This window comes from Aquabacterium olei, from assembly GCF_003100395.1.
Lineage (GTDB): Bacteria > Pseudomonadota > Gammaproteobacteria > Burkholderiales > Burkholderiaceae_C > Aquabacterium > Aquabacterium olei.
In genome coordinates, this window is sequence record NZ_CP029210.1 from 3,558,496 (window position 1) to 3,582,966 (window position 24,471).

Below are 24,471 nucleotides of genomic sequence, written 5' to 3' on the forward strand. Positions count from 1 at the left end.
CAGTGGAACGACTCCGCAACAGCAGGAAAAGTTCCATCGCGATGTCGCCAAGTGTACAACCACCCGCGATTGTTCACAAGGGTTTTTACGGATATCACCCGCAGCAGGACCGACACATGGAATGCACGATCAACTGGCAACCCGCCTCCGGCATGGCCTTCATGGCTGAAACGGGCAGTGGCCACATCATCAACATGGACGGCGCGCCCCAAGGCGGCGGCCGCAACCTGGCCCCCCGGCCGATGGAAACGGTGCTGGCGGGCACGGGCGGCTGCACGGCCTATGACGTCGTGCTGATCCTCAAGCGCGGGCGCCACGACGTGCGCGGCTGTCAGGTCAAGATCACGGCCGACCGCGCCGAGGTCGACCCCAAAGTGTTCACGAAGATCAACATGCACTTCGTGGTGACCGGCGTGAACCTGCCAGAGACGGCCGTGGCCCGCGCCATCCAGATGTCGCACGAAAAGTACTGCTCGGCCTCGATCATGATCGGCAAGACCGCCGAGATCACGACCAGCTTCGAGGTGGTGGCGGCCTGAGCCGCCGAGGGCTCAGATGCGGTGGGCGGTGAAGGTCATCACCTTGGCCGCCAGCTTCATGAGCCCGCGCACCGGGGCCGGCAGGGCCTGACCGCCTGCGGCCAGCGCGGCGTCGGCGTGCTCGACCTCGTCGTCGCGCATCTGGCGCACGATGGCCCGCGAGGCGGTGTCGCCCTCGGGCAGGCGGTCGAGGTGGCTGTTGAGGTGGGCCTCGACCTGGCGCTCGGTCTCGACGACAAAGCCCAGGCTGACGCCATCGCCCGCGCGCGCAGCCAGCAGGCCGATGCCGAAGGCGCCGGCGTACCACAGCGGGTTGAGCAGGCTGGTGCGCCCACCCAGTTCCTTCAGGCGCTGTTCGGTCCACGCCAGGTGGTCCGTCTCTTCGCGCGCGGCCGCGTCGAACTGCGCCTTCAGCGCCGGGTCCTTCGTGCCCCAGGCCTGCGAGGCGTAGAGCGCCTGCGCGCACACCTCGCCCACATGGTTCACGCGCATCAGCGCGGCCGACAGGCGCTTCTGCTCGTCACTCAGCGCGCTGCCTTCCGTTTCGGGTTGCGGGCAGGGCCGTGTGGCCGTGTGCTCGGCAAACACGGTGCGGATGGCCGAATCGAACGAGATGAGCAGGCGGTCCAGGCCGTCATGCTGGACGGCAGCAGGGGAAGAGGAGGCGGTGTGCATGGTCGCCGATGGTGACAGGTTGGAGGAGGGCCGACCCTGATCGTACGCAAAACCCCGCATCCGGGGCGGGCGCGACTCAGCGCTGCATCAGCCCGCGGCTCTTGGCGATCGACATCAGGATGCCGAGCGCCAGGCCAAGCGTGACCATGGCCGTGCCGCCATAGCTGATGAAGGGCAGCGGCACACCCACCACCGGCAGGATGCCGCTCACCATCCCCATGTTGACGAAGGAGTAGGTCAGGAAGCTCAGCGAGATCGCGCCGGCCAGCAGCCGCGAAAACAGCACGGGCGCCTGCGAGGCGATGTAGAGCCCGCGGAAGATCAGCGCCAGGAAGCCGGCCATGAGGCCGAGGCAGCCGATCAGGCCGAACTCTTCGGAAAACGCCGCGAAGACGAAGTCGGTGGTGCGCTCGGGGATGAACTCGAGGTGGGTCTGCGTGCCCTGCATGAAGCCCTTGCCCGTGACCCCACCCGAGCCGATGGCGATCATGCCCTGGATGATGTGGAAACCCTTGCCCAGCGGATCGGCCGTCGGGTCCAGCAGCGTGCAGACACGGGTCTTCTGGTAGTCGTGCAGGCCGATCCACTTCACACCGGGCTGGCACAGCTGCGGCTCATACCAGATGATCAGGCTGATGCCGATGGCACCGGCCGCCAGCACGGGCACGATGAGGCGCCAGCTGAGTCCGGCAAAGAAGATCACGTAGAGGCCGGACGACAGCACCAGCATGGCCGTGCCCAGGTCGGGCTGCTTGAGAATCAGGCCCACGGGCAGCATGAGGATGGCGCCGGCCATCGCGAAATCGGGCCCGCGCAACTGGCCCTCGCGACGCTGGAACCACCACGCCAGCATCAGCGGCGCGGCAATCTTGAGGATCTCGGACGGCTGGATGACCATGCCGACGTTGAGCCAGCGGGTCGAGCCCTTCTTGGTGATGCCGAACAGCTCGGTGGCCACCAGCAGCACCACGCCCAGCACGTACAGCGGCACGGCCAGGCTCATGAGGCGCTGCGGCGGAACCTGGGCCACGGCAAACATCACCAAGGCGGCCAGCACCATGTTGCGCGACTGGTCGGCGAACCGCGTGCCGTGGTCGAAGCCGGCCGAGTACATGGTGACCAGGCCGGTGGCACACAGCGCCATCACGATCAGCAGCAGCGGCAGGTCGAAGCCCTGGAAGACCGGGCGGATGCGTTGCCACAACGAGGGCTTGTCGAAGGCGATGCTCATGGCTGCACGCGGGGCGAAGAAGCGTGGACGGCCGCGGGGGGCGGCGCGGCCGGGGCCGAGGGCGCCGGGGCGGGCAGAGGCACCGGGGCGGGTGCCGGCGCAGACGGCGACGCCGCCGAGGCCGGTGCGCTGACCGGGGCGGACGCGCTGACCGGGGAGGCCGCGCTGCCGACGACGCGGGGCGGCTCGGCGCCGAACACATCGGTGGCACGCGGCAGCGGCACGTCGGCGACGCGGCGTGGCGTGCCGACGGGCGCAGCGGCCTTGCCCTGCTGCACCAGCGCGATGTCCTCCTCGCTGGGGTAGACGCCGAGCAGCAGGTAATCGAGCACGCGGCGGGCAATGGGGGCGGCCGCGGCGGCCCCGAAACCCGCGTTCTCGACGATGACGGCCAGCGCCACGCGCGGGTTGTCGACCGGGGCAAAGGCCTCGTACAGCGAATGGTCGCGCCGGTATTCATCCAGCCGCGAGGCCACGTACTTCTCGTTCTGCCGCAGCCCCACGGCCTGCGCGGTGCCGGTCTTGCCGCCGCTGGTGTAGCCGGCGCCCAGGAACACGCGGGTGGAGGTGCCCTGCAGCGTCACGCCCTGCATGGCCTCGCGGATCAGGCTCGTGTGCCCAGGCTGAAAGCGCAGCGGCGTCAGCGACGTGCGTTCGGGCACGTGGCGTTCGCGGGTCACGACGTTCTCGATCTCGCGCACGATGCGGGGCTGGTGGCGCTGGCCATCGCTCACCATCGTGCCCAGCGCCGAGGCGATCTGCAGCATGGTGAAGTTGTTGTAACCCTGGCCGATGCCCAGCGAGATGGTCTCGCCGGCGTACCACTTCTTCTGCTCGGGCCGGCGATAGGCCTTGCGCTTCCATTCGGTCGACGGCAGGATGCCTGTGACCTCGCCCTTGAGGTCGATGCCGGTGTGCCGGCCGAAGCCCAGCTGTGCCATCTGGTCGTGGATCAGGTCCACGCCCATCTCGTTGGCCAGCGAATAGAAGTAGACGTTGCTGGACTCGACGATGGCGCGGCGCATGTCCATGGCGCCGCCGCGCTCGTTCTCCGGGCTGCGGAAGCGGTGTCCACCGAACAGGAACACCCCGTTGTCCATGACGATGGTGTTGGGGTTGCGTTTGCCGGTATTCAGCGCGGCCAGGGCCATGAAGGGCTTGTAGGTCGAGCCCGGCGGGTAGGTGCCGCGCAGGGCGCGGTTCAGCAGCGGCTTGTCGGTGCTCTCGTTGAGCTCCTTCCAGTTCTCGCTGTCGATGCCGTCGACGAACAGGTTGGGGTCGAACGTCGGCTTGGAGACGAAGGCCAGCACCTCGCCGTTGCGGGGGTCGATGGCCACCAGCGCGCCGCGGCGGTTGCCGTACAGGCGCTCGATCAGGCCCTGCAGCTTGATGTCGATGGACAGGTGGACGGTGTTGCCCGGCGTGGCCGGCGTGGAGCGCAGCCGGCGCACGGCCCGCCCGCCCGCACTGGTCTCGACCTCTTCCACCCCGGTGATGCCGTGCAACTCGCGCTCGTAGCTCTGCTCGATGCCGAGCTTGCCGATGTGTTCGGTGCCACGGTAGTTGGCCTGGTCCTCTTCGGGCCAGTCCTCCATCGCGGCGGCCTCGCGCTGGTTGATGCGCCCGATGTAGCCCAGCACGTGGCTGGCCAGCGCGCCGTAAGGGTAATGGCGGAACAGACGCGCCTGGATGTCGACCCCGGGGAAGCGGTAACGCTGCGCGGTGAAGCGGGCCACCTCCTCGTCGCTCAACCGTGTGCGGATCGGGATGGACTCGAAGCTCTTGGATTCTTCGCGCAGGCGCTTGAAGCGGCGGCGGTCGCGGGCCTGGATGTCGACGATCTCGGCCAGCGCGTCGATCGTGGCCTCGACATCCTGCACCTTGGAGGGCGTGATCTCGAGCGTGTAGGCCGAGTAGTTGTTGGCCAGCACCGCGCCGTTGCGGTCGACGATGAGGCCGCGGTTCGGCACGATGGGCACCACCGCGATGCGGTTGCTTTCGGCCTGCGTGGCAAGTTGCTCGTGGCGCACCACCTGCAGCGTGACCAGGCGGAAGACCAGCAGACTGAAACAGAGCAGCACGAAGCCGGCCGCGGCCCACAGGCGGAGCCGGAAGCGGCTGAGTTCGGCTTCGAGGTTCTTGAGTTCGGTCATGGGCGGGCGCGCAACCCGCTATCGTAGCGCGAGCGGGTTGCCGGCGCCCCCGTGAGGGCGGCCGGCCGGCCTCAGAAACGCACCACGCTCTGCACCCACAGGCGGGTGCGGCTGTCCGGCTCGGTCTCGATGCGCGCGTCGCCCAGGCGGGTGGCGACCATGGCCTTCAGGCCGATGTCCGGCGTCGGTGCCCACACGAGCGACAGCCCGGCCCCGGTGAGGGTGCGACCGTGGCGGCCGGCCGACTGGAACCGGTCGAAGCGCACATGGCCGGAATCGACGAACAGGCCGAGCTGCACCGGCTGCAGCGGCAGGGTGTAGCGCAGCTCGGCCGTGCCCAGCACGCCCTGGTCGCCCAGCGCTTCGCCCTCCGGATAGGCGCGCACACCGTTGACGCCCCCGATGGACATCTTCTCGGACGGATCGAGGTTGCGCGAGGCGGCCTGGCCGTAGACCGAGCCGAACACCGACCAGCCCGGACGCAGCGTGGCATTCAGGTTGGCGGTCAGCACCGCCTTGCTGAAGTAGCCCATGGTGCGGCGACCGTCGTTGGCCACCTGCTCGGCGGCCGGCAGGTTCAGCTTGCCGCGTGACAGCACGGCCGTCCACGCGTGGCTGGTGGCGCCCTGGGTGCCGAAGCCGTTGAAGCTCGCCGACACGACATCCGCCTGCTTGCGGTTGAAGTGGTTGCTCAGCAGGGCGATCTTGTCGGCGTACAGCTTCTGATCCCAGCTGAGGCGGCCCAGCAGGCCCGCCCCCGGGGAGCGAGCCAGCGTGGCGGCCACGTCCACGGTGCCCATGCGGGCGGTGCCGCTGGCGCGCAGGTTTTCGTACTCGCGACGCAGTTGGTAATCGACCTGGGAATAGGCCGCGCCGACTGTGACGCCAGGGCGCGCCACCGGCACACGCCAGCCCAGACGCAGGTTCTGGGTCGACTCGTCCGTGACCAACGCGCGGGCCGTGAGCTGATCGCCCAGGCCCAGCGGGCTGTTCCAGGCGAGCTGCGCGGCCGCGCGCCAGTAACCGGTGTAGCGGTTGCCATGGTTGTCGAAGTCCAGCTGCCCGGTGACGGCGGGGGCCGGGTCGACGCGCACCGTGAGGTCCGATTCACCGGTGCGGGTGCCGGGTTCGAGCACGACGCTGGCGCGGCTGGTGCCCGGGATGTCGCCCAGCGTCAGCAAGCGGGCCTCCAGCTCGGGCCCGCGCACCACCGAACCGCCGGGGATGTCGCCCAGCAGGCGGGCCACGGTGGCATCGGTCAGACGGGAGGTGTTGTCCAGCCGGACCTGCCCCACCTGCCCCTCCAGCACACGCACCTCGATCGCCCCGTCGACGATGTCCTGCGCGGGCAGGATGGCGCGGGCAATGGGGTAGCCGCGCTCCTGGTACAGACGGGTCACGCGGGCCACGGCGCGCTGCAGTTCGATCAGTGACCAGCTGCGGCCCACGAGTTCGTCCAGCGGCGCGCGGACCTCGGCTTCGGGCAGCACGGTGACGCCGGTCAGGCGCACCGCGCGCACCAGCACGCGGGGGCCCGCCGCATCGGCCTGGGCTGCGGGGGCCGCGGGCGCGGTCAGCGGGGCGGCACGGTCTTGTGGCACGGCCGGCGCCACGGGGGGCGTGAGCGCACGCTGCACGTCGCCCGCACCGGGCAAAGTCGGGGTCTGGGCATGCAGCCCCACGGCGGCCATCAGGCCGGCTGCGGCCACACCGAGGTCACGCGGGCGGAAGGGGATCGGTCGGGACATGGCAATCGGAGGGAATGAGCACGGCGGCCGACATCGGCCGGCCGCCGTGAGAGGTCTCGGGCGCGCCGGACCCGACGGGCCGGCGCAAGGTCATTTCAGCGCAGCGTGGCCGGCACGCGGACGCCGCCGTCCTTCACCTGCAGCGGGCTGTTGCCCGACAGACGAACCGTGCCGAGCAGGTCCGGATCCTCCTCCTCACCGGCCGCGGTGGCCGGGAAGCGGCTCAGCAGGTCAGACAGGCCGGCGAGGTTGGCACCCAGACCGGTGGGCTGGCCACCCTGCTGCACGGTGCCGATCACGGTGCCCGGCACGGACGGGGTCGTCGGTGTGGTGGGGGTGGTCGGGGTGGTGGGGTTGGTCGGCGTTTCGGGCACGACCACGGCCGGCACGATGCGCCCGCTGGTCACGAAGACCGGGCCGGGGGACAGGCTGGTGGCCGCGCCCTCGGGCAGCAGGGCGAAGGTATAGTTGCCGGCTTCCGAACCGGAGAACGTCAGCCCACGGAACTGCACGCGAATGTGCTCGGCACTGGCCTCGGCCGAATCGAACAGGATCTCTTCCACCCGCAGCGGATCCACGTTGTCCCCGGCGATCAACTGCGTGCTGTCAATGCCGATCAACTCGGCCGTGCGGGTGCCGTCGACCACCTTGGTCTTCACCAGCACATCCAGCGCCTTGGGCAGGATGGCGGCCAGCACGCGGCCTTCATCGGATTCACGCGGCGCCGCCATGATGTAGCCCTCGCCGTCGAGGCTGGCCCGGATCTCGGTCGCCACGTCCCAGCGCGGATCGGCCTCGTCGGACACAAAGGCCGCATCGAAGCGCGCCTTCACCACCTCGATCGCGGTGGGCACGTTGCTCGGCAGCCCGCGCAGGTCGAAGCGCAGCGAAGCCACGTCGGTGCCGTCATACACCTTGTCCATCGCCTGGGCCTCGACGAAGTACTCGCCCCAGTTCTTGCCGGCGCCTTCGATGGCGGCCTGCCAGCGCAGCACACCGCCCTCGGCCAGCTCTGCGCTCACCGGCATGGTGCGCCAATCCACGGTTTCCAGATCACCGGCCCGCAACTGGCCCTGGACGTCGATCTGGCTGCCCGGCGCACCGAGCGCCACCAGCCGGATCACGCCCTGCGTGCCAGCCTCGATGCTGCCGGCTTCGAGCACACCCGAGGTGTTGACCACCGCCTGTTGCAGCGAACGCGCGTCGAGCACGACGGTACCGCCCTGGGCGGACACGGTGCCGGACTGCTGGACCAGGGCGTCGACCGCCGCCTTGTCGAGCACATAGGACAGCGCGCCGCTTTCGCCATTCGGCTTGAAGACGACCCGGTCGCCTGCCAGCATCAGCGCCTGGCCCTCTGGCGCCGACAGCAGGCCGCTGTTCGTGACCTGGCGGCCGACCAGGGCCACCGTGCCCCCGGCGCTCGTCACGATCTCGCCCTCGTTCGTCACGACGCCGGCGCTGCCCGTGCTCTTGAGCACGACCTTGCCCGTTGCGGGCTCCAGCATGGACAGCCCCAGCGCGCTGCCGACGAAGCTGCCGACGTCCACGCGAGCACCCTTGGCAATGAAGAGGCCGTTGGGGTTGATCCAGTAGACCGAGCCCGGGGCCGTCACCGTGCCCAGCACCTGCGAACCGGTGTTGCCCGTCACGACGTTGACGGCCACCTGCGTGGCGCTGCCCTGCGCGAAGGCCAGCGTGTGCCCCGTCGGCACATCGAGCGAGGTCCAGTTCAGGCGCAGCACCGCGCTGCCCTGCGTCACGGTGGTGGTCGTGCCGCTGGTGCTCACCGAGCCGATGCCCGACACCACGGTGGCCTGCGATGCGTCCAGCGTCAGCGCCCAGGCCGGTGCCTGGCAGACAAAGGCGGCAGCCAGCGCCAGCGCGCCACGTTGAAAACGATGAGACATGGAAGCTCCAATCGGCCCGCAGTGCGGGCGCAACATGGTTCAGAACAGGGATGGCGTGCTCAGTGGCCCGCAGCCACGCGGCGGCGGCGCGCCGACCAGGCGAGCACACCGAGGCCGGCCATGGCGAGGGCCATCGTCGACGCTTCGGGCACGGGCGCCGCCGGGTAACGCATGTCCTGCGCCGAGAACGACAAGATGTCGAAGTTGGCGCGCTCGCCGCCCAGCGTGCTGGCGCCAAAGCCGATGCGCACGTCACTCCAGTCCGAGAAAGTGCTTTGCGAGACGGTCGACGTCGCGAAGGTGCGCCATGCCTCGCCCGGGCGGCTGTCGTCCATCGACAGGTTGAGCGTCCAGCCCTTGTCCTTCACCCAACTGAACTGCAGCCTTGCGTGCACCAGCGTGCTGTCCAGCATGTCGACCTTGTCGGCCCCGAATTTGAGCTTGGACGCCGCCAGCGTGGTGGCCGGATCGCTGGTGGCCCCCGCCTGCCGCGACAGGGCCTTGTTCGCGGCCGGGTCGATCAGGAAGGCCATGCCATCGTCGAACGCGTTCAGGCCGAACGCACCCGACGCCGTGGCGAGCGGCGCCTGGCTGGACACGAACACCGCGAACCCATCGCCCCAGTTGCTCTTCACCCCGGTGCCGGTGACGCGGAAGTCGAAGAGCACCTCGACGGGCTTCTTTTCCTCACGGGTGAGCAGGGTGCCCAAGTCCAGCGAACCCGGGCCCCAGGTGACACCGACCTGGCTGGCCTGGTTGGCGGTCAGGCGCACGGTGTTGCCGCCGTCGATCAGCGCGGCCGATCCGTTCAGGTCCCAGCTCGAGAACGTGGCGGCCTGAGCCGAGGCGCCCCACAGCAGGACGACAGACGTCAGAACCGAAGACATTGCAGACCGCATCACACACTCCATTAATTGCAACAGAGTGTGTCTTGAGTATCGACTCCGCACCATCCCGAAAACAGAGGGGGTGAGTCGACGACCGACTCGGGGAATCGGTCAAGACTGTCCGGAATCCTTCGCGGTGACCGATTTTCGGGGTTGCCGGTCACAGAGGTCGGTTCTTGTCGCGGTCGGGCGGTCGCCGCTGCGGGGCCAGCAGCAACCAGTTCGCGACCGGCCACAGCAGCGACTCGAACAGCGGCGCCAGCACCAGCGGCCAGCCTGGCCACCCCGCCCCGGCCATCAGCCGCACCAGCAACGAGACGGCATGGGCGGCAATGAACAGCGGCACGATCTGCGCGGCCTGCGACGGCACGGCGAACCACAGCAGGCGGCGGTGCACCGTGATGGCAAAAAAGCTCAGCAGCGTGTAGGCCAGCGCGTGCTGCCCCAGCAAGGCGCCCTGGTGCACGTCCATCAGCAGCCCGAACACAAAGGCCGCGCCCACACCGACGCGCCGCGGCTGGTGCACGTTCCAGAACACCAGCACCACGGCCAGCAGGTCCGGCACACCGGCCCAGCGCCCCCACGGCAGCATGTTGAAGAGCATCGCCACGAGCAGCGAAAACCAGATGAAGACCGGGTTGACCGGCAGCAGCAGCTCGCTGCCACGCGGCATCATGGTCGCACCCCCGACGGCGTGACGGTGACCGACGAGGCCGCCTTGTGGCGTCCGCCCGCGGCCGACGCGCCCGAAGCAGCCGCATCGGCCGGCTTGGCGGGCATCTGCGATGACAGCGGCTCGAGCAGCAGGACATGGCGGGCGCTGTCCGGGTGAGCCAGAGGGCCCAGCGCGATGCGCGCGAAAGCCGAGTCCGCGCGCCGGTCGACACGCACCACGCGGGCCACGGGCAGCCCGGGCGGGTAGACCCCGTCCAGGCCCGAGGTCTGCAGCACGTCGCCCGCCTGCACATCGGCGTTGCCCGCCATGAAGCGCAACTCCATGCCACTGTTTTCCGGCTGGCCGTAAGCCACGCCCCGCTGCCGGGTTCGCACGTTCACCACCGGCACGGCCGCGTCCTTGTCCGTCACCAACGTAACTTCGGATGTGAGCGGGTAGACCCGCGTGACCTGCCCCAGCACCCCGGTCTCGTCGATGACGGGCGAGCCCAGCACCGCGCCATGGCGACTGCCCTGGTCGATGACGACCTTGCGGGTGTAGGGGTCGGGGGCGTCGTACAGGATTTCGGCGGCGCGGGTGCCGACCTCGATGCGCGGACGGAGTTCGAGCAGCGCGCGCAGGCGGTCGTTCTCGCGTTCGAGCTGGCTCATGCGGGTCACACGCTCGGACTGGGCTGCCAGCAGCAGTTCGGCGCGGGCCTGCGTGCGCCTGGCTTCATCGACGCCGGCCAGATACTGGCTGGCGCCGTCCCACCAGCGCGAGGGCGCCAGCAGCACCTCCTGCACCGGGTGCAGCACGGTGGCCACCAGCGCACGCAGCGGCTGCGTCATCTGCCAGCGGGCGTCGGCCACCATGAGGAAAACAGCCAGCGCAGCAAAAAACATCAGGCGCGTGAACGCCGACGGCCCCTGCTTGAAGAAGGGCGGCGGCGTGCGGTCCAGCGTGGCCAGGGGCATGTCGGCGGCTCAACCCGGGCAAGGCGTCGGCAAACGGGGATGCGGCAGGATGCCTGCGCCTTCCGCCTGCGCCAAGCGGGAATTACTCCGAGGTGAAGATGCTGCCCAGGCGCTCCATGCGCTCGAGCGCCATGCCGCAACCGCGCACCACACAGGTCAGCGGGTCTTCGGCCACCAGCACGGGCAGGCCGGTTTCTTCGGCCAGCAGGCGGTCCAGATCGCGCAGCAGCGCGCCGCCGCCGGTCAGCATCATGCCGCGCTCGGCGATGTCGGCGCCCAGTTCGGGCGGGGTCTGCTCCAGCGCGTTCTTCACGGCCGAGACGATCTGGTTGAGCGGGTCGGTCAGGGCTTCGAGGATCTCGTTGGACGAGATGGTGAAGCTGCGCGGCACGCCTTCGGACAGGTTGCGGCCCTTGACTTCCATCTCCTTGACCTCGGAGCCCGGGAACGCGCTGCCGATTTCCTTCTTGATGGCTTCGGCCGTGGGCTCGCCGATCAGCATGCCGTAGTTGCGGCGGATGTAGCTGATGATGTGCTCGTCGAACTTGTCGCCGCCGACGCGGACCGAGCCCTTGTAGACCATGCCGCCCAGCGAGATCACGCCGACCTCGGTGGTGCCGCCGCCGATGTCGACCACCATCGAGCCAGAGGCTTCCGACACGGGCAGACCGGCACCGATGGCCGCGGCCATGGGCTCTTCGATCAGGTAGACCTCGGAGGCGCCGGCGCCCAGCGCCGATTCACGGATGGCGCGTCGCTCGACCTGGGTCGAGCCGCAGGGCACGCAGATGATGATGCGCGGCGACGGCTTCAACACCGAGCGCGGATGCACCATCTTGATGAACTGCTTGAGCATCTGCTCGGTGACGGTGAAGTCGGCGATCACGCCGTCCTTCATCGGGCGGATGGCCTCGATGTTGCCGGGCACCTTGCCCAGCATGGCCTTGGCCTCGGCACCCACGGCCTGGATGGTCTTCTTGCCGTTGGGTCCACCCTCGTGGCGGATGGACACCACCGACGGCTCGTCCAGCACGATGCCCTTGTCACGCACATAAATCAGCGTGTTGGCGGTACCCAGGTCGATGGCCAGGTCGGTCGAGAAGTACTTGCGGAACATGGAATACATGAATCAGGGCTCCAGCGCGGGCGGCGCATCCCTGCGGGCGGCACGGCGGACTCACGTGCGGCGGCAGGCGGACAGCGCAGCCCCTCGGAAAACGACACGCGCAGCCTGTGTCCGAAGACCCCGGCTGCGCGTCATGAAAGCTTCCCCCAGGCCACCTTTCTGCGCGTCTCCGGCCGGGCTCTTTTGTGAAGAACACGCGACCCGCTTTCCCTGCAGAAACGTGGCTTGTGGATAACCTAGGATAATACCCCAAGGCCCCGCCTTTGCCGCCCTCGAAGGGGTGCGGAAACGCGTGCTTGCACTTGCACACAGGCATGACCCCGTCTGTGCAGCGCGACACGCCGCCGGCGGTCGGCCATCCATTCGAGAACCTGGACAGCACCCATGGCCCTGACCCCCACCGACGTCAGCCGCATCGCCCAGCTCGCGCGCCTTGAACTGCGCGACGACGAGCAGGCTGCGATGCTCACGCAGCTCAATGATTTCTTCGCCATCGTCGAGAAGATGCGCGCCGTCGACACCTCCGGTGTCGCGCCCCTGTACACCCCCCTGTCTGCCATCCAGGACGTGACCCTGCGCCTGCGCGAGGATGCGGTCACCGAAGGTGACGCACGCGAGGCCAACATGGCCAACGCCCCCGCCCGCGACGGCGGCCTGTTCCTGGTTCCGAAGGTGATCGAATGACCGCCGCTTCCACTGCACTGCACGACCTGACCCTGGCCCGTCAGGCCGATGCCCTGGCCGCCGGCCTGACCACCTCCGTGGCCCTCACGCAGCACGCGCTCGACCGCATTGCCGCGCACACCCAGCTGGGTGCCTTCCTGCACGTCGACGCCGAGGGCGCCCTGGCCGCCGCAGCCGCGTCGGACGCCCGCCGCGCGGCCGGCCAGGCCCTGAGCCGGCTGGACGGCGTGCCCATCGCCCACAAGGACATCTTCGTGACCGAAGGGCAGCCCACCACCGCCGCCTCGAAGATGCTGCAGGGCTACCAGAGCCCGTTCGACGCCACCGTGGTGGCCCGGCTCAAGGCCGCCGGCGTGGTGAACCTGGGCAAGCTCAACTGCGACGAGTTCGCGATGGGCGGCGCCAACGAGAACTCGGCCTATGGCGTGGCTCGCAACCCGTGGGACACCAGCCGCATTCCCGGCGGCTCGTCGGGCGCCTCGGCCGTGGCCGTGGCCGCGCGCCTGGTGGCGGCCACCACCGGCACCGACACCGGCGGCTCGATCCGCCAGCCCGCGGCGCTGACCGGCATCACCGGCATCAAGCCGACCTACGGCCGCTGCTCGCGCTACGGCATGATCGCCTTTGCCTCGTCGCTCGACCAGGCAGGCCCGATGGCCCGCACCGCCGAAGACTGCGCGCTGATGCTGGATGCCATGAGCGGCTTCGACCCGCGTGATGCCACCAGCGCCGAGCAGGTGCGACTGCATGACGGCAGCCTGGCCGCCAATCAGCCCGGCGTGATCGGCAAGGACCTCGCCGCGCTGACCCTGTCGGCCGAACTCGCCGACAAGGCCCGCCCGCTGGCCGGCCTGCGCGTGGGCGTGCCCAAGGAATTCTTCGGCGAGGGCGTGGAAGCCGGCGTGCTGGCCGCCACGCGCGCCGCACTGGCCCAGCTCGAAGCCATGGGCGCCACGCTGGTCGACATCAGCCTGCCGCGCACCGAGCTGTCGATCCCGGTGTACTACATCATTGCGCCGGCCGAGGCCTCGTCCAACCTGAGCCGCTACGACGGCGTCAAGTTCGGCCACCGCGCGGCCAAATACAGCGACCTGAACGACATGTACTGCAAGACCCGCGCCGAAGGTTTCGGCGCCGAGGTCAAACGCCGCATCATGATCGGCACCTATGTGCTGAGCCACGGCTATTACGACGCCTACTACCTGCAGGCCCAGAAGCTGCGCCGCATGATTGCCGACGACTTCCAGGCCGCCTTCCAGCAGTGCGACGTGATCGCCGGCCCGGTGGCGCCCACGGTGGCCCGCCCGATCGCAACCACGTCTGGCTCACAGACTGATCCGGTGGCCGAGTACCTGGCCGACATCTTCACGCTGCCCGCCTCGCTGGCCGGCCTGCCGGGCATGAGCGTGCCCTGCGGCTTCGGTGAGCACGGCATGCCCGTGGGCCTGCAGCTGATCGGCAACTACTGGCAGGAGGCCCGCCTGCTGCACGCGGCCCACGCCTTCCAGCAGGTGACCGACTGGCACCAGCGCGTGCCCGCCGCCCTGGCCTGACCCGAACGCCCAGCGAGACACACACCATGAGTTCCCTTCTTGTCCGTGGCTACGAGGTCGTGATCGGCATCGAAACCCACGTCCAGCTCTCGACGCAATCGAAGATCTTCTCGGGCGCCTCGACCCGCTTCGGCGCCGAGCCCAACACCCAGGCCTGCCCGGTGGACATGGCCCTGCCCGGCACGCTGCCGGTGATGAACCACGGCGCCGTCGAGCGCGCGATCGCGTTCGGCCTGTCGGTCGGCTCGCACATCGCGCCGCGCTCGATCTTCGCGCGCAAGAACTACTTCTACCCCGACCTGCCCAAGGGCTACCAGATCAGCCAGTACGAGATCCCCGTCGTGCAGGGTGGCACGGTGAGTTTCTTCGTGGGCGACAAGCCCCACACGGTGCGCCTGGTGCGCGCCCACCTGGAAGAAGACGCAGGCAAGTCGCTGCACGAGGACTTCGCCGGCTTCAACGGTGAGAAGTCGTCGGGCATCGACCTGAACCGCGCCGGCACGCCGCTGCTGGAGATCGTGACCGAACCCGACATGCGCAGCAGCGCCGAGGCCGCCGAGTACGCGCGCGCACTGCACGCGCTGGTGGTGTGGCTGGGCATCTGCGACGGCAACATGCAGGAAGGCTCGTTCCGCTGCGACGTGAACGTGTCGGTGCGCAAGCCGGGCGGCCCGCTGGGCACGCGCCGCGAGATCAAGAACCTCAACAGCTTCAAGTTCCTGCAGCAGGCCACCGACTTCGAGATCAACTGGCAGATCGACCAGATCGAGGACGGCTACGCCATCCAGCAGGCCACCGTGCTGTTCAACCCGGACACGGGCGAGACGCGGGCCATGCGCACCAAGGAAGACGCGCACGACTACCGCTACTTCCCGGACCCCGACCTGCCGCCGCTGGTGATCGCCCCCGAGTGGGTCGAGCGCGTGAAGGCGACGATGCCCGAGCTGCCGCGCGTGATGGCCGAGCGCTTCGTGAAGGACTACGGCCTGCCCGAGTACGACGCGACGATGATGACGCAGTCCAAGGCCTTCGGCGCCTTCTTCGAGACGGCGGCCAAGGCCTGCGGTCAGCCGAAGCTGGTGTCGAACTGGCTGATGGGCGAGGTCTCGCGCCGGCTGAATGCGGCCGAGCAGACGCTGGATGCGTCGCCCGTGTCGCCCGCGCTGCTGGCCGCGATGATCGGCCGCATCAGCGACGGCACGATCTCGAACGCCGGCGCCAAGCAGGTGTTCGATGCGCTGTGGAACGGCGAAGGTGCGGGCGACGATGTGGCCCGGGTGGACGCGCTGATCGAGGCCAAGGGCCTCAAGCAGATGAGCGACACCGGCGAGCTCGAGCGCATCCTCGACGAGGTGCTGGCGGCCAACGCCAAGTCGGTGGAGGAGTTCCGCGCCGGCAAGGAGAAGGCCTTCAACGCGCTGGTGGGCCAGGCCATGAAGGCCACCAAGGGCAAGGCCAACCCGGCGGCTGTCAATGAGCTGCTGAAGAAGAAGCTGGCGGGCTGATCCCCCGACGCGGGGTGGCCGCGCGTTGTGAGGGGGCCGGCTTTCCTCCAGAATCGGCCATCCCCCTCACCGGACCTGCGCGTGAGCCGCCCCCTTCACCCCGACCTGCTGGACTACCTGCGCATCGGCCTGTCGATCCACCTCGGCGGCCGCACGGCGCAAGGCTTGCCCTTGCTGAACCGGGCGCTGGCCATCCGGGTCGAGCCCGACCACCGCCTGTCGGTGCTGCTCTCCTCGCCCGCGGCGGACGCCCTGCTGGACGCCATTCGCGAGGTGCCCCAGGTGGCCGTGGTGCTGTGCCAGCCCACCACGCACAGGACCGTGCAGATCAAGGGGCGGGACGCGGCGGTGTCGCCGGCGCAGCCCGAAGACTGGCTGCACCGACGCGAACACAAGCTGCGCTTCGTCACGGAGATCCGCCCCTTCGGGTTCGACGAGGTGTTCGCATCGGCCTGGCTCGATGTCGACAGCCCGGACCGCCTGCACGCCGTCACCTTCACGCCCTATGGGGCCTGGAACCAGAGCCCCGGCCCCGGCGCGGGCCGCCCGATCGAGGTGCACGCGTGAGCCCCGGCACGCAGGCCATCACGCTCGGCGGGCTGCGCCGGATGTTCGAGGGCGTGATCCCCGCCACGATGTGCACGGTGTCGGCCGAGGGCGTGCCGCACCTGTGCTACCTGTCGCAGGTGGAGTACGTGGACGAGGCCCACGTGGCCCTGTCCTTCCAGTTCTTCAACCGCAGTCGCGAGAACATCCTCGCCACACGGCGGTGTGCGGTCACGGTCGACGACCCCTACACCGCGGCCGGCGTGCGGCTGCAGCTGCGCTACCTGCGCACCGAGCACGCCGGCCCCGTCTTCGAGCGGATGAAGGCCAAGCTGGCCGGCATCGCCGCGCACTGCGGCATGGAAAAGGTCTATCACCTGCAGGGCGCCGACTTCTATGAGGTCGAGTCGGTGGAAATGATCCCGGGGCGCAAGACGCTGCAGGCGCCCGCGCCCCGGTGCGACATCGGGGCCGGCACCCGCGCCGTGATGGACCGGCTGAGCGCCTGTCACGACATGGCGACGCTGCTCGACGAAACCCTGGCTGCCATGCGGGACCACCTGCGCATCGAGCACAGCATGATCCTGCTGATCGACCCGCAGCAGCACAGCCTGTACACGGTGGCGAGCCTGGGCTACGAGACATCGGGCGTGGGGGCGGAGGTGCCGCTGGGCCAGGGCGTGGCGGGCATCGCGGCGCGCGAGGGCGTGCCCATCCGCATCGGGCACATGGCCATGTCCCAGACCTACGCACGCGCCATCCGGCAACGCAGTGAGGACGTGGGGCTGGATGGCGGCCTGCGCGAAGAAATCCCCCTGCCCGGCCTGGCGGCCCCGCGCAGCCAGCTGGCCGTCCCGCTCAAGCTCATGGGGCGGGTGGTCGGCGTGCTGATGGCCGAAAGCACCGAGGACCAGCACTTCAGCCACGACGACGAAGACGCCCTGGTCTCGGTGGCCGCGCCCCTGGCCCTGGCGCTGTCGCTGCTGCAGCCGATGGAGGCGGCCCCGGACGAGGCCACGGTGGGCGGCCCGCCACCCACCGCTTCGGCGCCGATCACGCCGGAGGGCGCCCCGCGCATCAGCGTGCACCACCACCCGCACACGCACAGCGTGTTCGTGGACCAGGACTACCTGATCAAGGGCGTGGCCGGCGCCATCCTGTGGCGTTTGCTGCGCTGCTGGCATCAGGAGGGGCGACAGGACTTCAGCAACCGCGAGCTGCGCCTGGATGCCAGCCTGGGGCTGCCCGATGTGGCAGACAACCTGGAGGCCCGGCTGATCCTGCTGCAGCGGCGCCTGGCCGAGCGCGAGGTCCCCATCCAGATCGTGAAGACCGGGAGGGGGCGTTTCCGGCTGGACGTTCAGGCCGAACTGGACCTCATCGAGCGCGGCTGAGGGTCGGCCACGAGGTCATCCGTGCGCCGGTGCGCGGACCGCAGGCAGATGGAGCGGGAGCCCGAGGCCCTGCAGCACGGCTGCCGCATCGTGGACGCTCAGCACTTCGTGAGCCAGGGCCAGAATGCCCTCGAACGCACCGGGGGGCATCTTGGCGCGCATGTCGGAGAGCATGCCGAGGCGCTCGCACGGCGCGAGCGCCGGCAGCATGTGGCGCAAGGTTTCCGCCATCTCCTGCGGCGTGATGCTCTGCACCAGCGCATCGTGGGCCTGCATCAGCTGCGCGTCGGTGTAGCAGGCCCACAGCGTCTCGTTGTGCACCGTCTCTTCCCAGTGCATGTGCGTGAGGTTCTCGGCCACGAACACCGACAGCGCGCGGTACAGCGTCATCAGCATGGGATCCCGTTCGGCGGGGCTGGATTCGCGCACCTGGCTGACGAGGCTGCGCAGGCGCGCGATGTCGCGGGCATGACCGGCGTGGGCCTGGTCGGCCGCCTGCGCCGCATTGTGGCGGCCCTGCTCCAGCAGGGGATGGAGAAAGACCTGCTCGTGGTGGATGTGGCTCTCGCAGACGGCGAGGAGCGACGCCACCCGGGACAGGGTCTGCTGAAGGCCCTCGGCATCCAGGCCGTCGGTGCGCCCGACCCTCATCACGGTGTCGAACATCCAGGCGCGCAAGGCCTTGTGAATGGGGGCGTACAGATCCAGACGGGGGGTGGCCTGGGCTTCGGCGTGGGGGTGATGGGGCATGTCGGCTCTCCTGTGAATGGAGAGCCCAGCTTAGAAAGGCACGCCCCGGCGCGCTGCTAAGACTCTGCTAGCGCAACCTTAAGAAAACACTAAGGGATCGGATCGCAGCCCGGCGCCGGTCAGCGGCCGGCCGAGGCAGCGGCGCTCGGCGCATCGGCCTCCAGCGACCCGGGCGCGGCGCCCGCCCACAGCTTGCGCAGGCGCGCCAGCTCGGTGTCGTAGAACGCGTTGATGCGCCCCATCTCGGCCTGCTGGTTGAGGATGATGTCGCGCTGGGCCTGCTGCTGCGCCTCGTTGGCATCAAGCTGGGACTTCAGCTTGACCGGGATGCGCTTGCCTTTGTAGAACTCGGCCTCGGCCATCAGGCCCTTGCGCTCGTCCTGCAACTGCGCCACCTGGCGCTCGGACGAGGCAATGGCCTTGCGGAGGTCGTCGAGCGCGCCTTCGCGGGCGCGCTGGTGGGCGCCCTCGTTCGGATAACGCAGCACCAGATTGCGATCACGCCGGATGGCATCCTTGCGGGCGGCCTCGGCCTGCGCGCGCTGGCGCTGGCGCTCTTCCTCGGCCGCGCGCTCCTCGGCATTCATCCGCGGGGGCAGCACCTGCCGCTGGGAGCCATCCCGGTTGAGCACACGCTGCTCGCGGTCGAGGCATTCCGGAATCGGCCGGTCGGAGGTGTAACGGCGCCCGGCGCTGTCGATGCAGGAATAGATGCCCGACCCGGAGGCCGCCGCCGCGACCGGGCCGCTGCCTGCAAGGGCGGCCAGCGTGAGGGCGACGAGGCCCAGCCGGCGCCCCTGCCCGCGCACGCCGGCGTCGCCGCACAGGGCGCGGACGCGGGACACGGAACGGCGAAAGGCAATCGGGCTCATCACGGACTCCATCATGACGCAGACCGCCGGTGGCGGCCACATCAGTCTGCCACCATCGGTGGCTCAGACGCCGTAGCGTTGACGATAGGCTTCCACCGCCGGGTGGAACGCGGACAGCGCCGGGTCGGACTGGGCGCCCAGGTACTGCAGCAGGTCGCGCAGGGTGGCAATGGCCACCACCGGCAGGCCATAGTGCTGTTCGACCTGCTGGACGGCGCTTTCGGCAGCATCCTGCCCGTTGGCCGTGGCCTTTTCCTGGCGGTCCAGTGCGATCGTCACGCCGCAGGGGGTGGCGCCGGCCGCCTTGATCAGCTCGATGGACTCGCGCACCGAGGTGCCGGCCGAGATCACGTCGTCGATGATGAGCACGCGGCCCTGCACGGGCGCGCCCACCAGGGTGCCGCCCTCGCCATGGTCCTTGGCTTCCTTGCGGTTGTAGGCAAAGGGCTTGTTGTGGCCCAGACGGGCCAGCTCGATCGACACGGCAGCCGCCAGCGTGATGCCCTTGTAGGCCGGGCCGAACAGCATGTCGAACTGCAGGCCGGACGCGATCAGCCGGCGTGCATAGAATTCAGCCAGACGGCCGAGCTTGGCGCCGTCGTCGAACAGGCCGGCATTGAAGAAATAGGGTGACAGGCGCCCTGCCTTGGTCTTGAATTCCCCGAACCGCAGCACCTGCGATTGCACCGCGAAGGCCACGAAATCCTGGGCCAGAGAGTCGTTCGAAAGGGTGGTGCTCATGATGGATGGTGTCTCGTGTTTCGTCTGGTCTCTCTGAACGTCAATGGCATCCGCTCTGCGGCCACGAAGGGCCTGGTGCCCTGGGCAGAATCGGTGTCGGCCGATTGTATGGGCGTGCAGGAACTGAAGGTCCACGCCGACGACATGCCGCCGGCACTCCGCACGATTGCGGGCATGCAGGGCCATTTCCACCACGCCGAGAAGAAGGGTTACTCGGGCGTGGGCATCTACACGCGCCACGAACCGTCGGACGTGTTGATCGGCCTGGGCACGCACGATGTGACCACGCAGTTCGACGCCGAGGGGCGCTGGGTGGAACTGCGCTTCGACAAGCCGGGGCGCAAGCTCTCGTTGATCAGCTGCTACTTCCCGAGCGGCTCGAGCGGCGACGAACGCCAGGCGGCCAAGTACCGCTTTCTGGACATGATCGCGCCGCACCTGGCGCGGCTGCGCGCCGAGCGCGAGTTCATCCTGGTGGGTGACGTCAACATCGCGCACAAGGAAGCCGACCTGAAGAACTGGAAGGGCAACCTGAAGAACTCGGGTTTTCTGCCGGAAGAGCGCGCCTGGATGACGGCGCTGCTGGACCCGGCCGGGGGCGCCGGGCTGGTCGATGTGTACCGCCGGCTGCACCCGGACACGACCGACGCCTGCTACACATGGTGGAGCAACCGCGGCCAGGCCCGGGCGAAGAACGTGGGGTGGCGCATCGACTACCACCTGGCCACGCCGGCCCTGGCCGAAACCGCCCGCGCCGCCAGCGTCTACAAGGACCAGTGGTTCAGCGACCATGCCCCGCTGACGGTGGATTACGACTTCAGCCTGTGATCGCTTAAAACCAGAAATAATATTTCTTACTGAAAATATTATTTGGTGATATAAAGTGCGCTTGCGCAGGCCCCTGAGCCTGCGCCACGTCCGACCGACTGCGGCCCCTGCCGCCTCGCTCGGTCCACCTCACTCAGGCCGGCAGCCCCATGCGCAAGCCGGCCCTCCCCCCGTGCCGAAGGACCTGCGCACCGCAGATCCGTTCCCACACCCCGTTGCTGCGGACGCGTTTCGCACACCCGCATCGTGACGGTGCACCTCATCCAGAAAGGCTCTTCCATGAGCAGCAAGATCTACGTGGGCAACCTGCCCTACTCCGTGACCGACGACAGCCTGAAAAGCAACTTTGCCGAGTTCGGCCGTGTGGCCTCGGCCAAGGTCATGACAGACCGTGACACCGGCAACTCCAAGGGCTTCGGCTTCGTGGAAATGGGCTCGGCCGAAATGGCCCAGGCCGCCATCACCGGGCTGAATGGCATGTCCGTCGATGGGCGCTCGATTGTCGTCAGCCTGGCGCGTCCCCGCGAAGACAAGGGCAGCAGCGCGGGCGGCTACGGCGCCGCGGGCTACACCGCCACCAAGCGTGCGGACGTGGGCTACGGCACGGGTGGCTACGGTGGCGGTCGCTACTGAGCCCCGTCGCTTCCAGTGAAAGACCGGCTCTCCTGAGTCGGTTTTTTTTTCGTCCGGGCCGCGGCCCATCCGCCTCAGACCGCGCTGCCTGGCGCCACACCGGCCCGCTTGAGCAGCTGACGGCAGCGCGGCGACAGGTGCACCACGCGCAGGTGCTTGCCCGCGCGGGCATAGCGCTCGCGCAGGGTCCTGAGGGCCTCGATGGCCGAATAGTCGACGAAACTCAGGTGTGCGCAGTCGAGCGTGACCTCGGGCGGATCGCCGGCCGGATCGAACTGTTGCAGGAAGGGCGTGACCGACGCGAAGAACAACGTGCCGTGCACCCGGTACAGCTTGCTGCCGTCGGGCTCGGTGTGGCTGTCGGCATAGAGTGCGCGGGCGTGCTGCCACGCGAAATCGAGGGCGGCCAGCACGATGCCGCACAGCACGGCGGTGGCCAGGTCGGTCAGCACGGTGATCACGGTGACGAGCACGATCATCAGCACGTCGTTGCGCGGCACCTTGCGGACCACGCGCAGCGAGGCCCACGCAAAGGTCTGCTGCGCCACGACGAACATCACGCCCACCAGCGCGGCCAGCGGGATGCGCTCGATCAGCGGCGACAGGAAGAGCACGAACAGCAGCACCATGACGCCGGCCACGACGCCCGAAAGGCGCCCTCGTCCGCCGGATCGCAGGTTGATGACGGTCTGGCCGATCATGGCGCAGCCGCCCATGCCGCCGAACAGCCCGGAGACGATGTTGGCGCCGCCCAGGGCCACACACTCGCGGTCAGGGTCGCCACGGCTTTCGGTGAGCTCGTCGGTGAGGTTGAGCGTCAGCAGGGTCTCCAGCAGGCCCACCATGGCCATCAGCACCGCATAGGGCGCGATCGTCTTCAGCGTGTCGAAGTTCCAGGCCAAGTCGGGCCAGGCGAACACTGGCAGGCCCCCCGCAATGTGGGCCATGTCGCCCAGCGTGCGCGTGGGCAGGCCCAGCGCCGACACCGCCAGCCCCACGCCCACGATGGCGACCAGGGCAGGCGGCACGGCGCGGGTCAGGCGCGGGAGCAGATAGACCACGGCCATGGTCGCAACGACGAGGCCGACCATCAGCGCCATCGGTGTGCCGGTCAGCCAGACGCCATCGTGCTTGAAGTGTTCGAGCTGGGCGGTGGCGATGACGATGGCCAGCCCGTTGACGAAGCCCAGCATGACGGGGTGCGGCACCATGCGCACCAGCTTGCCGAGCCTGAGCAGCCCGAACGCCAGCATGATCAGCCCCGACATGAGCACCGTGGCCAGCAGGTACTGCACGCCGTGCTGCACCACCAGGGCCACGATGACCACGGCCATCGAGCCCGCCGCGCCCGAGACCATGCCGGGCCGGCCGCCGAACAGCGCCGTGATCGTGCACAGGATGAAGGCGCCGTACAGCCCCATCAGCGGATGGAGGTGGGCCACCAGCGCGAAGGCGATGCACTCGGGCACGAGCGCAAACGAGGTGGTGATGCCGGCGAGCACGTCGGCCCGCAGGTGTCTGACGTTCATGAGGGGATCCATCCGCAGGGACACCGCAGCCGGCCGGCCGCGGGACCGCGATGGTACAGCCCCGGGTATTCAGCTGAAACGGTGGTGCGCGGGCTTGAAGGCCCGGGCCAGCTGGCGGAAGGTGAAGCTGAAGCCGGGGAACATGGCGATCACGCGCCCGCTCTTGCTCTTGTACCAGCTGTTGCAGCCGCCTGCGTGCCACACCGTTTGCGTCATCTCGCGATGGATCATGGCGGTGTAGTCGGCCTCGGCCTCGGCCTTCACCTCGATGGCCTTCGCGCCCTGCTTCTGGGTGGCTGCAATGGCGCGGCGGATGTACTCCATCTGCGCCTCGATCACGAAGATGGCCGAGGTGTGGCCGATGCCGGTGTTGGGCCCCGTGACGATGAACAGGTTCGGAAAGCCGGGCATGGCGGTGCCCAGGTAGGCACGCGGGTAATCGGCCCAGAAACCCTGCAGGGTCTGGCCGCCCTTGCCGATCACGGGGTAGGAAACAACCCCGTCGGTGGCGTCGTAGCCCGTGGAGTACACGATCAGGTCAAGGTCGATCTGCTGACCCTGGGCCGTGAGGATGCCACGCGCGTTGATCTCGGCGATGCCGTCGTCCTTCGGGTGCAGCTGCACATTGGGCCGGCACAGCGCCGGGTACAGCGTGCTCGACAGGATGATGCGCTTGCAGCCGATGGTGTAGTCGGGCGTGACGGCTTCGCGGAGCTTCGGATCGGCAATCTGCCGGCGGATGTGCTTGAGGGCGGCCTGCTGGGCGACCACGTTGAGCATGGTCTTGGAGTACTTGAAGCCGATGATGCGGCTCTCCAGGCCCCAGTAGATGGCGGTGCGCAGCGCCTTGTAGATGACGCGGTTCTTCAGCAGCGCGCGCTCGAAGCGCGAGAAAGTGTGATCGGGTCGCGGCAGCACCCAGTGCGGGGTGCGCTGGAAGACGTGCAGCTGCCCCACCTCGGGGGCGATGGCCGGGATGACCTGGGCGGCGCTCGCGCCGCTGCCGATGATGGCCACGCGCTTGCCCTGGAGGTCGTAGCCGTGGTCCCAGGCGTTGGTGTGGAAGCTGCGGCCCTGGAAGGTGTCGCGGCCCTTGAAGTTCGGGATCACGGGCGTGCTCAGCGGGCCCGAGGCGTTGATGACGTACTTGGCCTCGAAGCGGCCCGCTGCTTCGGTGTCCACCTGCCAGAGCTGGCGGGCCTCGTCCCACTGCACCTGGGTGACGTTGGCGTCCAGCCGGGTCTTGTCACGCAGGCCGTGTTTGGCCAGCACATGGTTGGTGTACTCGACCAGCTCGTGCTGCTCGGCAAACATCTGCGTCCACGGGTAGGGCTCGAACGAGAGCGAGTACAGCGGCGACTGCACGTCGACCGCGGCACCGGGATAGCTGTTCTGGCTCCAGGTGCCGCCCATCCACGGGCGGCGCTCGAGGATCAGGAAGTCTTCGATGCCGATGCGGCGCAGGTTGACAGCGGCAGCCTGGCCGCCGAAGCCGCTGCCGATGATGAGGGCGGTGTGGTACTGCATGGGGGCAT

At 68.9% G+C, this 24,471-nt stretch carries 22 protein-coding genes; 8 read left to right on the forward strand and 14 right to left on the reverse strand.

Going from position 1 to position 24,471, the window contains the following annotated elements; all coding sequences use genetic code 11:
* Positions 1 to 116 precede the first annotated feature (116 nt).
* On the forward strand, positions 117 to 539 hold the full coding sequence (locus tag DEH84_RS16000; protein WP_109037750.1) for an OsmC family protein: 423 nt from the start codon (positions 117 to 119) through the stop codon (positions 537 to 539).
* Positions 540 to 551: 12 nt separating this feature from the next.
* On the opposite strand, the gene coq7 is transcribed toward DEH84_RS16000, so the two are convergent.
* The 9 genes from coq7 to DEH84_RS16045 all read right to left on the reverse strand — a co-directional run bounded on the left by coq7 (position 552) and on the right by DEH84_RS16045 (position 11,901).
* Entirely contained in the window at positions 552 to 1,214 is a 663-nt protein-coding gene (coq7, locus tag DEH84_RS16005; RefSeq protein ID WP_109037752.1) for a 2-polyprenyl-3-methyl-6-methoxy-1,4-benzoquinone monooxygenase, read from the reverse strand.
* 76 nt (positions 1,215 to 1,290) lie between these two features.
* On the reverse strand, positions 1,291 to 2,445 hold the full coding sequence (gene rodA, locus DEH84_RS16010; RefSeq protein ID WP_109037753.1) for a rod shape-determining protein RodA: 1,155 nt from the start codon (positions 2,443 to 2,445) through the stop codon (positions 1,291 to 1,293).
* Positions 2,442 to 4,598, reverse strand: a complete 2,157-nt coding sequence (mrdA, locus tag DEH84_RS16015; protein WP_109037755.1) for a penicillin-binding protein 2 — start codon at positions 4,596 to 4,598, stop codon at positions 2,442 to 2,444. Before mrdA ends, rodA begins: the two co-directional genes overlap by 4 nt.
* 71 nt (positions 4,599 to 4,669) lie before the next feature.
* Positions 4,670 to 6,346 (reverse strand): ShlB/FhaC/HecB family hemolysin secretion/activation protein, encoded by a 1,677-nt coding sequence (locus DEH84_RS16020; RefSeq protein WP_109037756.1) that lies wholly within the window; start codon positions 6,344 to 6,346, stop codon positions 4,670 to 4,672.
* Positions 6,347 to 6,441: 95 nt separating this feature from the next.
* Entirely contained in the window at positions 6,442 to 8,256 is a 1,815-nt protein-coding gene (locus tag DEH84_RS16025) for a two-partner secretion domain-containing protein (RefSeq protein WP_159099001.1), read from the reverse strand.
* A 59-nt stretch (positions 8,257 to 8,315) separates the two neighbouring features.
* Positions 8,316 to 9,143, reverse strand: coding sequence for a PEP-CTERM sorting domain-containing protein (locus DEH84_RS16030; protein ID WP_159099002.1), 828 nt, complete (start codon positions 9,141 to 9,143; stop codon positions 8,316 to 8,318).
* A 160-nt stretch (positions 9,144 to 9,303) separates the two neighbouring features.
* Positions 9,304 to 9,819, reverse strand: coding sequence for a rod shape-determining protein MreD (mreD, locus tag DEH84_RS16035; protein ID WP_109037761.1), 516 nt, complete (start codon positions 9,817 to 9,819; stop codon positions 9,304 to 9,306).
* Positions 9,816 to 10,775 (reverse strand): rod shape-determining protein MreC, encoded by a 960-nt coding sequence (gene mreC, locus DEH84_RS16040; protein WP_109037763.1) that lies wholly within the window; start codon positions 10,773 to 10,775, stop codon positions 9,816 to 9,818. The genes mreD and mreC overlap by 4 nt, the downstream gene beginning before the upstream one ends.
* 82 nt (positions 10,776 to 10,857) lie before the next feature.
* Complete coding sequence (locus DEH84_RS16045) at positions 10,858 to 11,901, reverse strand: rod shape-determining protein (RefSeq protein ID WP_109037765.1); 1,044 nt, start codon at positions 11,899 to 11,901, stop codon at positions 10,858 to 10,860.
* Positions 11,902 to 12,285: 384 nt separating this feature from the next.
* On the opposite strand from DEH84_RS16045, the gene gatC reads away from it, so the two are divergent.
* The 5 genes from gatC to DEH84_RS16070 all read left to right on the forward strand — a co-directional run bounded on the left by gatC (position 12,286) and on the right by DEH84_RS16070 (position 17,583).
* Positions 12,286 to 12,585, forward strand: coding sequence for an Asp-tRNA(Asn)/Glu-tRNA(Gln) amidotransferase subunit GatC (gene gatC, locus DEH84_RS16050; protein WP_109037767.1), 300 nt, complete (start codon positions 12,286 to 12,288; stop codon positions 12,583 to 12,585).
* Positions 12,582 to 14,138 carry an Asp-tRNA(Asn)/Glu-tRNA(Gln) amidotransferase subunit GatA gene (gene gatA, locus DEH84_RS16055; protein WP_109037769.1) on the forward strand — a complete coding sequence of 519 codons (1,557 nt, stop codon included), beginning with the start codon at positions 12,582 to 12,584 and terminating at the stop codon, positions 14,136 to 14,138. Before gatC ends, gatA begins: the two co-directional genes overlap by 4 nt.
* 26 nt (positions 14,139 to 14,164) lie before the next feature.
* A complete protein-coding gene (gene gatB / locus DEH84_RS16060) occupies positions 14,165 to 15,643 on the forward strand; it encodes an Asp-tRNA(Asn)/Glu-tRNA(Gln) amidotransferase subunit GatB (protein WP_109037771.1) in 1,479 nt (492 codons plus the stop codon).
* Positions 15,644 to 15,724: 81 nt separating this feature from the next.
* Entirely contained in the window at positions 15,725 to 16,210 is a 486-nt protein-coding gene (locus DEH84_RS16065) for a hypothetical protein (RefSeq protein WP_109037772.1), read from the forward strand.
* Positions 16,207 to 17,583 carry a GAF domain-containing protein gene (locus DEH84_RS16070; protein WP_245932618.1) on the forward strand — a complete coding sequence of 459 codons (1,377 nt, stop codon included), beginning with the start codon at positions 16,207 to 16,209 and terminating at the stop codon, positions 17,581 to 17,583. Before DEH84_RS16065 ends, DEH84_RS16070 begins: the two co-directional genes overlap by 4 nt.
* A gap of 15 nt (positions 17,584 to 17,598) precedes the next feature.
* Here DEH84_RS16070 and DEH84_RS16075 read toward each other — a convergent pair whose 3' ends face one another.
* From DEH84_RS16075 to pyrE, 3 genes are all read right to left on the reverse strand, one after another.
* Positions 17,599 to 18,333, reverse strand: a complete 735-nt coding sequence (locus tag DEH84_RS16075; RefSeq protein ID WP_109037774.1) for a hemerythrin domain-containing protein — start codon at positions 18,331 to 18,333, stop codon at positions 17,599 to 17,601.
* Positions 18,334 to 18,452: 119 nt separating this feature from the next.
* Positions 18,453 to 19,205, reverse strand: a complete 753-nt coding sequence (locus DEH84_RS16080; protein ID WP_245932619.1) for a hypothetical protein — start codon at positions 19,203 to 19,205, stop codon at positions 18,453 to 18,455.
* A gap of 63 nt (positions 19,206 to 19,268) precedes the next feature.
* Positions 19,269 to 19,946: an orotate phosphoribosyltransferase gene (pyrE, locus tag DEH84_RS16085; RefSeq protein WP_109037776.1), complete on the reverse strand. Its 678-nt coding sequence runs from the start codon at positions 19,944 to 19,946 to the stop codon at positions 19,269 to 19,271.
* 15 nt (positions 19,947 to 19,961) lie between these two features.
* Between pyrE and DEH84_RS16090 the strand changes: the two genes are divergently transcribed.
* Together DEH84_RS16090 and rbp are read left to right on the forward strand one after the other, a co-directional pair.
* A complete protein-coding gene (locus DEH84_RS16090; protein ID WP_109037778.1) occupies positions 19,962 to 20,774 on the forward strand; it encodes an exodeoxyribonuclease III in 813 nt (270 codons plus the stop codon).
* Positions 20,775 to 21,053: 279 nt separating this feature from the next.
* Positions 21,054 to 21,407 (forward strand): RNA-binding regulator, encoded by a 354-nt coding sequence (gene rbp, locus DEH84_RS16095; protein ID WP_109037779.1) that lies wholly within the window; start codon positions 21,054 to 21,056, stop codon positions 21,405 to 21,407.
* A 74-nt stretch (positions 21,408 to 21,481) separates the two neighbouring features.
* On the opposite strand, the gene DEH84_RS16100 is transcribed toward rbp, so the two are convergent.
* Both DEH84_RS16100 and DEH84_RS16105 read right to left on the reverse strand, forming a co-directional pair.
* Positions 21,482 to 22,936, reverse strand: coding sequence for a SulP family inorganic anion transporter (locus DEH84_RS16100; protein WP_109037780.1), 1,455 nt, complete (start codon positions 22,934 to 22,936; stop codon positions 21,482 to 21,484).
* Positions 22,937 to 23,005: 69 nt separating this feature from the next.
* Positions 23,006 to 24,463 carry a flavin-containing monooxygenase gene (locus tag DEH84_RS16105; RefSeq protein WP_109037782.1) on the reverse strand — a complete coding sequence of 486 codons (1,458 nt, stop codon included), beginning with the start codon at positions 24,461 to 24,463 and terminating at the stop codon, positions 23,006 to 23,008.
* Positions 24,464 to 24,471: the final 8 nt, after the last annotated feature.

What these genes read in the sequence shown, in the direction of transcription:
- DEH84_RS16000 (WP_109037750.1), top strand. Translation starts at nt 117, where the DNA reads ATGGAATGCACGATCAACTGGCAACCCGCCTCCGGCATGGCCTTCATG.
- coq7 (WP_109037752.1), bottom strand. Translation starts at nt 1,214, where the DNA reads ATGCACACCGCCTCCTCTTCCCCTGCTGCCGTCCAGCATGACGGCCTG.
- rodA (WP_109037753.1), bottom strand. Translation starts at nt 2,445, where the DNA reads ATGAGCATCGCCTTCGACAAGCCCTCGTTGTGGCAACGCATCCGCCCG.
- mrdA (WP_109037755.1), bottom strand. Translation starts at nt 4,598, where the DNA reads ATGACCGAACTCAAGAACCTCGAAGCCGAACTCAGCCGCTTCCGGCTC.
- DEH84_RS16020 (WP_109037756.1), bottom strand. Translation starts at nt 6,346, where the DNA reads ATGTCCCGACCGATCCCCTTCCGCCCGCGTGACCTCGGTGTGGCCGCA.
- DEH84_RS16025 (WP_159099001.1), bottom strand. Translation starts at nt 8,256, where the DNA reads ATGTCTCATCGTTTTCAACGTGGCGCGCTGGCGCTGGCTGCCGCCTTT.
- DEH84_RS16030 (WP_159099002.1), bottom strand. Translation starts at nt 9,143, where the DNA reads ATGTCTTCGGTTCTGACGTCTGTCGTCCTGCTGTGGGGCGCCTCGGCT.
- mreD (WP_109037761.1), bottom strand. Translation starts at nt 9,819, where the DNA reads ATGATGCCGCGTGGCAGCGAGCTGCTGCTGCCGGTCAACCCGGTCTTC.
- mreC (WP_109037763.1), bottom strand. Translation starts at nt 10,775, where the DNA reads ATGCCCCTGGCCACGCTGGACCGCACGCCGCCGCCCTTCTTCAAGCAG.
- DEH84_RS16045 (WP_109037765.1), bottom strand. Translation starts at nt 11,901, where the DNA reads ATGTATTCCATGTTCCGCAAGTACTTCTCGACCGACCTGGCCATCGAC.
- gatC (WP_109037767.1), top strand. Translation starts at nt 12,286, where the DNA reads ATGGCCCTGACCCCCACCGACGTCAGCCGCATCGCCCAGCTCGCGCGC.
- gatA (WP_109037769.1), top strand. Translation starts at nt 12,582, where the DNA reads ATGACCGCCGCTTCCACTGCACTGCACGACCTGACCCTGGCCCGTCAG.
- gatB (WP_109037771.1), top strand. Translation starts at nt 14,165, where the DNA reads ATGAGTTCCCTTCTTGTCCGTGGCTACGAGGTCGTGATCGGCATCGAA.
- DEH84_RS16075 (WP_109037774.1), bottom strand. Translation starts at nt 18,333, where the DNA reads ATGCCCCATCACCCCCACGCCGAAGCCCAGGCCACCCCCCGTCTGGAT.
- DEH84_RS16080 (WP_245932619.1), bottom strand. Translation starts at nt 19,205, where the DNA reads ATGAGCCCGATTGCCTTTCGCCGTTCCGTGTCCCGCGTCCGCGCCCTG.
- pyrE (WP_109037776.1), bottom strand. Translation starts at nt 19,946, where the DNA reads ATGAGCACCACCCTTTCGAACGACTCTCTGGCCCAGGATTTCGTGGCC.
- rbp (WP_109037779.1), top strand. Translation starts at nt 21,054, where the DNA reads ATGAGCAGCAAGATCTACGTGGGCAACCTGCCCTACTCCGTGACCGAC.
- DEH84_RS16100 (WP_109037780.1), bottom strand. Translation starts at nt 22,936, where the DNA reads ATGAACGTCAGACACCTGCGGGCCGACGTGCTCGCCGGCATCACCACC.
- DEH84_RS16105 (WP_109037782.1), bottom strand. Translation starts at nt 24,463, where the DNA reads ATGCAGTACCACACCGCCCTCATCATCGGCAGCGGCTTCGGCGGCCAG.